Origin of the sequence: Rhodococcus sp. APC 3903, assembly GCF_030407755.1 — a bacterium.
GTDB classification, from domain to species: Bacteria; Actinomycetota; Actinomycetes; order Mycobacteriales; family Mycobacteriaceae; genus Rhodococcus_F; species Rhodococcus_F erythropolis.
The window spans coordinates 70,071-81,965 of the sequence record NZ_JASDCV010000009.1; the positions used below are offsets into that span (position 1 = coordinate 70,071).

Sequence of the window (11,895 nt, forward strand, 5' to 3'; positions counted from 1 at the left end):
CGTGGAGCGTGAAACTACGAATTACGCGGTTTCGGTGATCGGACGATCGACCCAGCTCATCAGGTCGCGCAGCTTCTTGCCGGTGACCTCGATGGGGTGCTCGGCGTTGGCCTTGCGCAGGCCTTCGAGCTCGGTGTTGCCGTTCTCGACGTTGGCAACCAGACGACGGGTGAACTCGCCGGACTGGATGTCGGCCAGGATCGCCTTCATGCGCTCCTTGGTGTCGGCGTCGATGACGCGCGGCCCGGAGAGGTATCCACCGAACTCAGCGGTGTCGGACACCGAGTAGTTCATGCGGGCGATGCCACCCTCGTACATGAGGTCGACGATGAGCTTGAGCTCGTGCAGAACCTCGAAGTACGCCATCTCGGGTGCGTAGCCGGCCTCGACCATGACCTCGAAACCGGTCTTGACCAGTTCCTCGGTGCCGCCGCAGAGCACAGCCTGCTCGCCGAAGAGGTCCGTCTCGGTCTCTTCCTTGAACGTGGTCTTGATGACGCCTGCGCGGGTTCCGCCGATGCCCTTGGCGTAGGACAGAGCGAGAGCCTGGCCTTCACCCTTGGGATCCTGGTCGATGGCGATGAGCGCGGGAACGCCCTTGCCGTCGACGAACTGACGACGCACCAGGTGGCCCGGCCCCTTGGGGGCAACCATGCCGACGGTGACGAACTCCGGAGCCTTGATCAGGTCGAAGTGAATGTTCAGGCCGTGACCGAAGAACAGCGCGTCGCCGTCCTTGAGGTTCGGCTCGATGTCGCCCTTGAAAATGCTGGCCTGAGCGGTGTCAGGTGCGAGCACCATGATGACGTCGGCCCACTCGGAAACCTCGGCCGGCGTACCGACTGTCAGGCCCTGCTCCTGCGCCTTTTCGCGGGACTTGGAGCCCTCCTTGAGGCCGATGCGCACATCGACGCCCGAGTCACGCAGGCTCAGCGAATGGGCGTGGCCCTGGCTTCCGTAGCCGATCACAGCAACCTTGCGGCCCTGAATGATCGACAGATCGGCATCGTCGTCGTAGAACATCTCGACTGCCACAGTTCTCAACCTCTCCTTGGATTTTTACGTGTCTAAAAGTACTAGCGGGTGGCCGTGATCGACTTCGGCCCTCGACCGACTGCCACGACCCCGGACTGAACGATCTCCCGGATACCGTACGGATCAAGCATCCGCAGCAGTGCATCCAGCTTGGACCGAGTACCGGTCGCCTCGATGGTGACGGACTCCGGGGAGACGTCGATCACCTTGGCGCGGAACAGGTTCACCGTTTCGATGACCTGCGTGCGCACGCTTGCATCTGCGCGCACCTTGATGAGCACGAGCTCGCGAGCGACGGATGCTTCACCGTCCTGCTCGACGATCTTGATGACGTTGATCAGCTTGTTGAGCTGCTTCGTCACCTGCTCGAGAGGGAACTCGTCGACCGTGACGACGATGGTCATACGTGAGATCTCGGGGATCTCGGTTCCGCCCACCGCAAGGGATTCGATGTTGAATCCGCGGCGGGAGAAAAGTGCGGAGACGCGGGCCAGCACGCCTGGCTTGTCCTCGACGAGAACACTGAGGGTGTGACTGGTGCTCACTTCTGATCCTCCCCTGTGCCCGCGGCGGGTCCGGCTTGCTCGCGTGACATGGCTTCGTGGATGACGGCGGGCTCGGCAACTGCCTCGTCGTCGTCGAACAGCGGCCGGATGCCCCGGGCCGCCATGATTTCGTCGTTGCTCGTTCCGGCAGCGACCATCGGCCACACCTGTGCGTCCGCGGTGACGATGAAGTCGATCACGACAGGCTTGTCGTTGATGGACTGCGCCTCACGGATCGCAGCTTCGACATCTTCTTCGCGCTCGACACGAATTCCGTGGCAGCCCAATGCTTCTGCGAGCTTGACGAAGTCCGGGATGCGGATGGCGCCGTGCGTTCCGAGGTTGGTGTTGGAGTAGCGCTCTTCGTAGAAGAGTGTCTGCCACTGACGCACCATGCCGAGGTTGCCGTTGTTGATGAGGGCAACCTTGATCGGGATACCTTCGAGTGCACAGGTTGCGAGTTCCTGATTGGTCATCTGGAAGCAGCCGTCGCCGTCGATCGCCCACACCTCGGTGTCGGGCATGCCCATCTTGGCACCCATGGCTGCGGGAACCGCGTACCCCATGGTGCCGAGCCCGCCCGAGTTGAGCCACGTGCGCGGCTTCTCGTAACCGACGAACTGCGCGGCCCACATCTGGTGCTGGCCGACGCCGGCACAGTAGATGGCATCCGGTCCGGCGAGCTTGCCGACGGTCTGGATGACGTACTCCGGGCTCAGCTGACCGTCGGTGGGACGGTCGTAGCTCAGCGGGTAGGTACGACGGATGTCGTTCAGGTACGCCCACCATTCCGAGAGTTCGAACGTGGTGCCCGTGGCCATGTCGGCACGGATAGCCTCGATGAGTTCGGTGATGACCTCTTTGCAGTCGCCCACGATCGGGACGTCGGCGTAGCGGTTCTTGCCGATCTCGGCCGGATCGATGTCGGCGTGGATGACCTTGGCATCGGGCGCGAAGGAATTCAGCTGGCCGGTAACGCGGTCGTCGAAACGCGCGCCGAGGGTGATCAGCAGATCGCTGCGCTGCAGAGCGGCGACTGCGGCAACGGTGCCGTGCATTCCCGGCATACCGCAGTTGAGGTCGTGACTGTCCGGGAACGCGCCGCGGGCCATCAGCGTGGTGACGACGGGGATACCGGTCAGCTCTGCCAATTCGAGCAGCTCCGGCGAGGAGTCCGACTTGATGACGCCGCCACCGACGTACAGAACCGGCGACTTGGCGTCGGCGATCAGACGTGCAGCTTCACGAACCTGCTTGCCGTGCGGCTTGGTGACCGGGCGGTATCCCGGCAGACGCATCTCCGGCGGCCACGAGAACGTGGTCTGCGACTGAAGGATGTCCTTGGGGATATCGACCAGGACGGCGCCGGGGCGCCCGCTGGCCGCGAGGTAGAAGGCCTCGGCCATGATGCGCGGGATGTCGATCGCGTCGGTGATCAGGAAGTTGTGCTTGGTGACCGGCATCGTGATGCCGGAGATGTCGGCTTCCTGGAAGCCGTCGGTACCGATCAGCGAGCGCGCCACCTGTCCGGTGATCGCGACGATCGGAACGGAGTCCATCTGCGCGTCGGCCAGTGGCGTGACCAGGTTGGTCGCACCGGGACCCGAGGTAGCCATGCAGACGCCGACCTTGCCGGTCGCCTGGGCGTAACCGGTGGCAGCGTGGCCTGCACCCTGCTCGTGGCGCACGAGCACGTGGCGGACCTTGACCGAATCGAAGAGTGGGTCGTAAACCGGGAGCACGGCACCGCCGGGAATGCCGAATACCGTGTCGACCTCGAGCTCCTCGAGGGCTCGAACCACAGACTGCGCGCCGGTTACCCGCTCAGGCGGGAGCTGGCGACGGTTGGCCGTCTGGGTTGCGGCAGCCGCGGTTGTCGGGCTCGGTGTCCCTGACTTGCGCGGCGTGGGTTGAGGCCGTGCTGTTGGTGCGCTCACTGGGAAATCCTCTGATTCTGGCTCCGGGCAACAAAAAACCCCCGTCAGCATCTGCTGAGCGAGGGTGGCGCGTCGTTATCTGGTGAGTTGAAAAATCGACTCAGGCGACGACGCGCCGGCCGATTACGAGCAACTCATTCTGTTTCACGCACTCGACAGTAGAGGCGCTAGTCGCGAACGGCAAACTTGGTGAGTCGACCGTCCCAGAATCTGAGATACATCGGCTGCAATGCGAAGATGTAGAGGTGTCAACTTCGCAGCAGCCCGTGCCACCGGCTCAATCATCCCACACGCCGAAACCACTTCGGCACGTCATCCGCATTTCGCAGCTCGCTTACATGGCGTGCGCGTTCCTCCTGTTCGCGGTCAGCTTCCCGATCTTCGGGTGGCCCGTCGCCTTCAGCTGGTTGCTGATCCTTCCGATCATCGCCGTCTATCTCGTCGCGCGACTGCGCACCACCGTCAGCCCTGACGGCCTCGAGGTCCGCTCGACGTTCTCCAAGCGCACCCTCGCCTGGGACGACGTCAAGGGTTTCCGCTTCCCGAAGCGCAGCTGGGCGCGCGCGGAACTCACCGACGGAACCGAGGTGACCCTGCCTGCGGTCAGCTTCGTCAGGCTTCCCGAGATCGCGATCGCCAGCGGCGGCCGCATCACTGATCCCTATGCATCGGCGGCAGAAGCCTTCGCCGCCAAGGAAGCCGAAGAGGAAGAAGCAGCTGCAGAAGCGGAAGCAGAATCCGAGGTCGCCGAGAACACACAGGACCAGCCCGAAGAGAAGCGCCCGTAGCACGCGAGTAGCGTTGAAAGGCCCTCGCTTCTATTTGAGTGGACCAGCAACGATCACATAAGGAACACGCCCATGCCCCCGTTGAGGTCACGCACCACCACCATCGGACGTAATGCTGCCGGAGCCCGATCCCTGTGGCGCGCCACAGGAATGACGGATTCCGACTTCGGAAAGCCGATCGTCGCCGTAGCGAACTCGTACACCCAGTTCGTACCCGGCCACGTGCATCTCAAGAACGTGGGCGAGATCGTTGCCGAGGCCATCAGTGCGGCCGGCGGCGTCGCTCGTGAGTTCCACACCATCGCAGTCGACGACGGCATCGCAATGGGCCACGGCGGCATGCTCTACTCGCTCCCGAGCCGCGAGATCATCGCCGATTCGGTCGAGTACATGGCAAACGCCCACACGGCCGACGCACTGGTGTGTATCTCCAACTGCGACAAGATCACTCCCGGCATGCTCAACGCCGCGATGCGTCTGAACATCCCGACCGTGTTCGTCTCCGGCGGTCCGATGGAAGCAGGCAAGGCAGTGGTCGTCGGCGGCGTGGCCCAAGCCCCCACCGATCTCATCACCGCGATCTCGGCCTCTGCCAACGATGCCGTGTCCGACGAAGGCCTCGACGAGGTCGAGCGCAGCGCGTGCCCGACATGCGGCTCGTGCTCGGGCATGTTCACCGCCAACTCCATGAACTGCCTGACCGAAGCCCTCGGCCTCGCATTGCCGGGCAACGGCTCCACGCTGGCAACTCACAAGGCTCGTCACGCACTCTTCTCTCGTGCGGGCACCACCGTGGTCGAGGCTGCCCTCAAGTACTACCGCGACGGCGACGAGTCGGTGCTGCCGCGCAACATCGCGACCCCGGCAGCGTTCCGCAACGCAATGGCTCTCGACGTCGCCATGGGCGGTTCCACCAACACCGTCCTGCACACGCTGGCTGCGGCGCAGGAAGGCGAGGTCGACTTCGACCTCGACACCATCGACGCGATCAGCCGCAAGGTGCCGTGCCTGTCCAAGGTCTCCCCCAACTCGGACTACCACATGGAGGACGTCCACCGCGCCGGCGGAATCCCCGCGCTGCTCGGTGAGCTTCGCCGCGGCGGACTCCTCGAAACCGATGTGTCCACCGTGCACACCAAGAGCTTCGACCAGTGGCTCGACGACTGGGACATCCGCTCCGGCAAGGCAACCGACGAGGCAATCGAGCTTTTCCACGCGGCTCCCGGCGGCGTGCGCACCATCGAACCGTTCTCCACGGACAACCGTTGGTCTGCTCTCGACACCGATGCGGCCGGCGGCTGCATCCGCGACGTCGAGAACGCCTACACCGTCGAAGGCGGCTTGGTTGTCCTGCGCGGCAACATCGCACTCGACGGCGCAATCCTCAAGACTGCCGGCATCGACGAGGAACTGTTCTCCTTCCAGGGCCCGGCGCTGGTCGTCGAATCTCAGGAAGAAGCCGTCTCGGTCATCTTGCAGAAGAAGATCAAAGCCGGCGACGTTCTCGTCGTGCGTTACGAAGGCCCCAAGGGTGGCCCCGGTATGCAGGAAATGCTGCACCCCACTGCCTTCCTCAAGGGCGCAGGCCTCGGCAAGGAATGCGCACTGATCACCGACGGTCGTTTCTCGGGCGGAACCTCCGGACTGTCCATCGGTCACATCTCCCCCGAGGCTGCCGCAGGCGGAGTCATCGGACTCGTCCAGAACGGCGATCAGGTCCGCATCGACGTCGCCTCGCGCACGCTCGAGATCCTGGTCGACGACGACGTCCTCGCCGAGCGACGCGCGAAGATGGAGGCCTCCGAGCGCCCGTGGCAGCCGGTCGATCGTCAGCGCACCGTGACGACAGCCCTACGCGCCTACGCCGCTCTGGCAACGTCCGCCGACAAGGGCGCGGTTCGCTACGTTCCGTAAGTTCTGCCACGAACGGACAAAAGATCCCCGGCCGCTTTCGGCCGGGGATCTTTTCTGTCAGCGTGCGAGATGAATCGGGATCAGATCCACGCCAGTTCCTCCGGAAAATCTTCATCCGGTGTTGTACGAGCATGCACCACAACCCAATCCGATCATCCCGTCGGTTTGGTACGCATCGTCGGCAGCACCTTCGACAACCACGCCGACACGTAGGACATGCGCATGGCGACCTGAGCCGGCGCAGCGTCCAGGGACTTCTTTCACACGAGAACGGATGAAAGGTCAGCGCCCATACGGAATTCCGCGACATCGCACATCCGGTCGAGTTCGGAAGCGTCGAGAGACGTCGGAGTACCACCACCGAACGCCACTGCGTCGTAGTGGGTTCAGTGGCCTGTCAGCCATCTTGCGCGGATACACATATACATAATTCTGGTACGGACGTACCGCAACGGTGAGACTCATTGACCACAAGACCGACCGACAGGTACCGAATAGTCGGCCGACACGCGGAGCACGAACGGAACGATATGAGCTATCAGACATTTCAGACTGAATCGCGCGTCCGGCTCGTGAGCGAATTCACTTGGACGTAGGGTTCCAGACACCAGCTGATCAATTCAGATACATGAGGGGGGATGACTTCCAGTCAGGTGATCATTTCGGTCAGTTCGAGCGAGCTGACTTGCACACGGCGCTCACCAGTGGTTCCCTCATCAGGTCGCTGAGACGCACATCACAACGACGACAGTCAGCCACCGCCCGCCACCCACAAGGTCGACGGGAAACAACCAAGGAGCAATACATGCCCGGAGTCGGCATATGGCGCACCAAATCCGTCGAGCAATCGATCGCGGACACCGACGAGCCTGAGACAAAGCTCAAGAAGGAACTGACCGCGAAGGACCTCACGGTATTCGGAGTCGCCGTCGTCATCGGCGCAGGCATCTTCACGCTGACTGCTCGAACCGCAGGCAATGTCGCAGGACCCTCGATTTCACTGGCATTCGTTCTCGCTGCGATCGCCTGTGGCCTTGCCGCGCTGTGTTACGCGGAGTTCGCCTCCACCGTTCCAGTCGCAGGCAGCGCATACACGTTCTCCTACGCGACGTTCGGTGAGTTCGCAGCCTGGATCATCGGCTGGGACCTCATCCTCGAGTTTGCTCTCGCCTCCGCCGTCGTCGGCAAGGGTTGGTCGCTGTACCTCGGCAACGTCATCGGGGCGAGCGGCAGCACCACCGCCCACATCGGGTCGATCAGCTTCGACTGGGGCGCCCTGCTCATCATCGGCGCGATCACCCTGATTCTCGCGATCGGCACCAAGGTTTCCTCGCGAGTCTCCGCGATCATTACCGCGATCAAGATCGCAGTAGTCCTGCTCGTCATCGTCGTGGGCGCGTTCTACATCAAGAAGGAGAACTACTCTCCCTTCATCCCGCCGTCCGAAGGATCCGAGAGCTCTGCAAGCGGAATCCATCAGACCTTGTTCTCCTGGCTGACCGGTGCAGGCGGAAGTAGCTACGGCGCCTACGGATTGCTCGCCGCAGCCAGCCTCGTGTTCTTTGCCTTCATCGGCTTCGATGTCGTCGCCACCACGGCCGAGGAAACCAAGAACCCGCAGAAGTCGTTGCCACGCGGAATCTTCGGCTCGCTCGCCATCGTCACCGTTCTCTACGTTGCCGTCACACTCGTCCTGACCGGCATGGTCAAGTACACCGAACTCAAGGACGGCAGTCCTCTGGTCGGCGATTCCAGCGCCACCCTCGCAACCGCATTCGAGGCCAACGGAATCGGTTGGGCACAAACCGCCATCAACTTCGGTGGCCTGGCCGGCCTCACGACAGTTGTCATGGTCATGATGCTCGGCCAGACCCGCGTCCTCTTCGCAATGTCCCGTGACGGCCTCATGCCGCGCAGCCTGGCCAAGACCAACGCCAAGGGCATCCCGATGCGCATCACGTTGATCGTCGGTGGCATCGTCGCCGTCCTGGCAGCCTTCTTCCCGATGGGCACGCTCGAAGAGATGGTCAACATCGGAACGCTGTTCGCATTCGTCCTGGTTTGTGTCGGTGTCATCGTCCTACGCCGCACCCGCCCCGACCTGCCGCGCGGATTCCGCGTCCCACTGGTGCCCTTCGTACCGATCGTCGCCGTGCTCGCCTGCGGTTGGCTGATGCTCAACCTCTCGGTCGAGACCTGGATCCGGTTCCTCGTCTGGATGGCCATCGGTGTTGTCGTGTACTTCGCCTACGGTCACCGCAAGTCGGTCCTCGGTCGCAAGCTCAAGGACGGAACAGCCATCCCGTCCGCGAACGCCGACCCGGTACTCGTCAAGGACTGATCCTTCACAGACGAACCGCCGCTCTCCGATTCGGAGAGCGGCGGTTCGTTTGTTCGACGGCGCGAGTTTCAGATGAGCGGATTGGCACCGTTCAGGAAGATCCAAGTGCAGACGCCCGCAGCGATGCCGAGGATCAAGACCACGAGCGATCCGACGAACGGGCGGGTTGCCCAGCCACGACGACCGTCGAGCGAAATACGGCCAGGACCCGTCAAAATGATGACGCCCGCACAGATTCCGAGCAGCATCTCGTACTCGGTACCGGCCGGGGCGAAGTACTCCAGTCCAGGTGCGCTCGCCTGACGCAGCGCCCACGCATTGATCATCACGGCCAGAACCGATGCTGCCGCAACGGGAGTCAGCAACCCCAGGATCAGGAGGGCGCCACCTGCGACCTCACCGACGGCGCCGAGGATCGCCATCCACTTCGCCTGCTGGAACCCGGCATCCGCCAGCATCGTCTCGAAACCGCCCAGACCCGGCCCGTTCCAGATACCGGTCAACTTCTGCAGACCGTGCACCAGTGCCGTTCCGCCGACGGCCAATCGCAGTGCAAGCAAACCGAGGTCGAGAGTGCCTCGGCCCCGCGGAGTCTCGGTGGTCCCTGCCACGGCTTCGGCGGTGGGGACGGCGGCGATCGGAGCGTCGTACGCCGTCTCTCGCTCGAGAGCCACTGTCGGCTGATCCGCGCCCGGCGCTCGGTATGTCGGTATCTGTTCGGTCAGCGAGTTGGCGTTCGTGGAACCGAAATCGAGATCGTCGTCGGTCCGCGGCAACGGATTCTTGGCGCTCACCGTCGGAAATTGTTCGGTGGGCGAGTCATACGGACTGGACACGTTGCCCGTCGGCTTGTCCGCATCCGACAACTCGCTGGGATCTTTTCGCTCGTCAGTCACGTAGGTGAGCCTATGGCCGATTCACGAACTCGACGGGGAACCTTGGTCCGGCGTGGCGGCATCTGCCGTGGGTTACGTAACGTCTTGGGCATGACTACGGGTAGGCATGCAGCGCTGGGCGCACTGGCTCTGGTGCTCGGGACATCGTTGCTCGCAGGTTGCGCGGACTTCGACGAATCGACTGCCTCGCCGTTCACACCCGAACCGACCAACCAGGCAAGCGCCGAAGTGCAGCCGGAGAACCCGCCGCCGTCGACCACGCCGCCGGCGCCGCGGACCGGCCCCCTCGGGCCGTGTCAGGACGCCGACACCGCCGTGATCGCAACCTGTCTCGACACCACCGGCGGCCTCGTCACACTCCCGGACGGGAACTCCGGGCTGGTGGCCGAACGGCGAACCGGCCGAATCATGCAGGTAGCCCCCAACACGACACCGGTCGAGGTTGCCAAGATCGATGTCGACGGCAGCGGCGACGGCGGACTGCTCGACATCGCCCTCTCCCCCACATTTGTCGAAGACAACCTGATCTATGCCTACGTCACCACCGGAACCGACAACCGGGTGGTCCGCATTGCTCCCGGTGACACCGCCAAGGAGGTCCTCGGCGGAATCCCGCGCGGTGCAAGCGGCAACGGCGGATCAGTCGAGTTCGCGGCCCCGGACCAGCTCATGGTCCTGACAGGCGATACCGGCAACCCTGCGGTTGCTCAGGATCCCGGCTCGTTGGCGGGGAAACTGTTGCGAGTCCGATCGTTGACGCCAAACGCTGCGCCGCCTCGCCCGGAAGTTGTTCTGTCCGGAATCGGTAACGGCGGCGGCGTGTGTGTCGATCCCGGCATCGCGACCTGGGTCACCGACCGAACCACTCTCGAAGATCGCCTCCAACGCGTCGGCTCCGACGGCACAGTGACGTCGCCCGCTTGGACCTGGCCCGACCGGCCCGGCGTCGGGGGGTGCATTGCGGCGCAGGGAGTGGTAGCTGTCGCGTTGGGGGCCGGCAAAGCGATCTCCGCATTGGCCGCTGACCCCGGAACGGGAGCGATCACCACCGCGCCGTCGGCAGTGGCGAAAGACACGTACGGCCAACTGGGCGGTTTGGCGCTCGGATCCGACGGCTTGATGTGGGCGAGCACGATCAACAAGACCGCGGGCGAGCCGGGGCCGAACGACGACAAGGTGGTCAAGATCCCGATGCCGAGTGGCAGCGGCGGGATCGACTGAACCGCGATCGCCGAAGCGCCATGTCTGTTCGGTCACGGATCCCGTGACCGAACATGCACAGATGCGTAGTCTTTTGTTAGCGGGGCTAAACACCCCGCACTTGCCAGGAGCGGTTGGCCAACCACGACAAAGGAGTCGGTATGAAGGCAATCCAGTACACGAGAATCGGCGCGGAACCCGAACTCACGGAGATTCCCAAACCCGAGCCCGGTCCAGGTGAAGTGCTCCTGGAAGTCACCGCTGCCGGCGTCTGCCACTCGGACGACTTCATCATGAGCCTGCCCGAAGAGCAGTACACCTACGGCCTTCCGCTCACGCTCGGCCACGAAGGCGCAGGCAAGGTCGCCGCCGTCGGCGAGGGTGTCGAAGGTCTCGACATCGGAACCAATGTCGTCGTCTACGGGCCTTGGGGTTGTGGCAACTGTTGGCACTGCTCACAAGGACTCGAGAACTATTGCTCTCGCGCCCAAGAACTCGGCATCAATCCTCCCGGTCTCGGTGCACCCGGCGCGTTGGCCGAGTTCATGATCGTCGATTCTCCTCGCCACCTTGTCCCGATCGGTGACCTCGACCCGGTCAAGACGGTGCCGCTGACCGACGCCGGTCTGACGCCGTATCACGCGATCAAGCGTTCTCTGCCGAAACTTCGCGGAGGCTCGTTCGCGGTTGTCATTGGTACCGGCGGTCTCGGCCACGTCGCTATTCAGCTCCTCCGTCACCTCTCGGCGGCAACGGTCATCGCTTTGGACGTGAGCGCGGACAAGCTCGAACTGGCAACCAAGGTAGGCGCTCACGAAGTGGTTCTGTCCGACAAGGACGCGGCCGAGAACGTCCGCAAGATCACTGGAAGTCAAGGCGCCGCATTGGTTCTCGACTTCGTCGGCTACCAGCCCACCATCGACACCGCGATGGCTGTCGCCGGCGTCGGATCAGACGTCACGATCGTCGGGATCGGGGACGGCCAGGCCCACGCCAAAGTCGGGTTCTTCCAAAGTCCTTACGAGGCTTCGGTGACAGTTCCCTATTGGGGTGCCCGCAACGAGTTGATCGAATTGATCGACCTCGCCCACGCCGGCATCTTCGACATCGCGGTGGAGACCTTCAGTCTCGACAACGGTGCCGAAGCGTATCGACGACTGGCTGCCGGAACGCTCAGCGGCCGTGCGGTTGTGGTCCCTGGTCTGTAGACCGACAGCGGTAGAACGACAGCGGAAAAAC

The 11,895-nt window shown here is 63.4% G+C and carries 9 protein-coding genes; 5 read left to right on the plus strand and 4 right to left on the minus strand.

Going from position 1 to position 11,895, the window contains the following annotated elements:
* Nucleotides 1-21: 21 nt before the first annotated feature.
* The 3 genes from ilvC to QMA15_RS14715 are packed head-to-tail and all read right to left on the minus strand — an operon-like array spanning nucleotide 22 to nucleotide 3,517.
* A complete protein-coding gene (gene ilvC / locus QMA15_RS14705; protein WP_029255107.1) occupies nucleotides 22-1,023 on the minus strand; it encodes a ketol-acid reductoisomerase in 1,002 nt (333 codons plus the stop codon).
* Nucleotides 1,024-1,076: 53 nt separating this feature from the next.
* Entirely contained in the window at nucleotides 1,077-1,580 is a 504-nt protein-coding gene (ilvN, locus tag QMA15_RS14710; RefSeq protein ID WP_003944718.1) for an acetolactate synthase small subunit, read from the minus strand.
* Nucleotides 1,577-3,517, minus strand: coding sequence for an acetolactate synthase large subunit (locus tag QMA15_RS14715; protein ID WP_019747929.1), 1,941 nt, complete (start codon nucleotides 3,515-3,517; stop codon nucleotides 1,577-1,579). Before QMA15_RS14715 ends, ilvN begins: the two co-directional genes overlap by 4 nt.
* A 266-nt stretch (nucleotides 3,518-3,783) precedes the next feature.
* Here QMA15_RS14715 and QMA15_RS14720 point away from each other — a divergent pair, with 266 nt between their 5' ends.
* The 3 genes from QMA15_RS14720 to QMA15_RS14730 all read left to right on the plus strand — a co-directional run bounded on the left by QMA15_RS14720 (nucleotide 3,784) and on the right by QMA15_RS14730 (nucleotide 8,560).
* The gene (locus QMA15_RS14720) at nucleotides 3,784-4,305 is read left to right on the plus strand and encodes a PH domain-containing protein (protein WP_030535410.1); all 522 of its coding nucleotides are present in this window, start codon (nucleotides 3,784-3,786) and stop codon (nucleotides 4,303-4,305) included.
* A 72-nt stretch (nucleotides 4,306-4,377) separates the two neighbouring features.
* Complete coding sequence (ilvD, locus tag QMA15_RS14725; protein WP_019747927.1) at nucleotides 4,378-6,219, plus strand: dihydroxy-acid dehydratase; 1,842 nt, start codon at nucleotides 4,378-4,380, stop codon at nucleotides 6,217-6,219.
* Nucleotides 6,220-7,024: 805 nt separating this feature from the next.
* Nucleotides 7,025-8,560 carry an amino acid permease gene (locus tag QMA15_RS14730; RefSeq protein WP_020907256.1) on the plus strand — a complete coding sequence of 512 codons (1,536 nt, stop codon included), beginning with the start codon at nucleotides 7,025-7,027 and terminating at the stop codon, nucleotides 8,558-8,560.
* Between the two features lie 68 nt (nucleotides 8,561-8,628).
* Here the strand turns inward: QMA15_RS14730 and QMA15_RS14735 are convergent, their stop codons facing one another.
* Nucleotides 8,629-9,456, minus strand: coding sequence for a DoxX family protein (locus QMA15_RS14735; protein ID WP_020907255.1), 828 nt, complete (start codon nucleotides 9,454-9,456; stop codon nucleotides 8,629-8,631).
* A 90-nt stretch (nucleotides 9,457-9,546) separates the two neighbouring features.
* Here QMA15_RS14735 and QMA15_RS14740 point away from each other — a divergent pair, with 90 nt between their 5' ends.
* Nucleotides 9,547-10,677, plus strand: coding sequence for a PQQ-dependent sugar dehydrogenase (locus QMA15_RS14740; protein WP_279163820.1), 1,131 nt, complete (start codon nucleotides 9,547-9,549; stop codon nucleotides 10,675-10,677).
* 140 nt (nucleotides 10,678-10,817) lie between these two features.
* Complete coding sequence (locus tag QMA15_RS14745) at nucleotides 10,818-11,864, plus strand: NAD(P)-dependent alcohol dehydrogenase (protein ID WP_019747921.1); 1,047 nt, start codon at nucleotides 10,818-10,820, stop codon at nucleotides 11,862-11,864.
* The last annotated feature ends 31 nt before the right edge of the window (nucleotides 11,865-11,895 follow it).

Bases quoted from the DNA above. Each gene is read 5' to 3' on its own strand.
- ilvC (WP_029255107.1), bottom strand. From the start codon at position 1,023: ATGTTCTACGACGACGATGCCGATCTGTCGATCATTCAGGGCCGCAAG.
- QMA15_RS14745 (WP_019747921.1), top strand. From the start codon at position 10,818: ATGAAGGCAATCCAGTACACGAGAATCGGCGCGGAACCCGAACTCACG.
- QMA15_RS14740 (WP_279163820.1), top strand. From the start codon at position 9,547: ATGACTACGGGTAGGCATGCAGCGCTGGGCGCACTGGCTCTGGTGCTC.
- ilvD (WP_019747927.1), top strand. From the start codon at position 4,378: ATGCCCCCGTTGAGGTCACGCACCACCACCATCGGACGTAATGCTGCC.
- QMA15_RS14730 (WP_020907256.1), top strand. From the start codon at position 7,025: ATGCCCGGAGTCGGCATATGGCGCACCAAATCCGTCGAGCAATCGATC.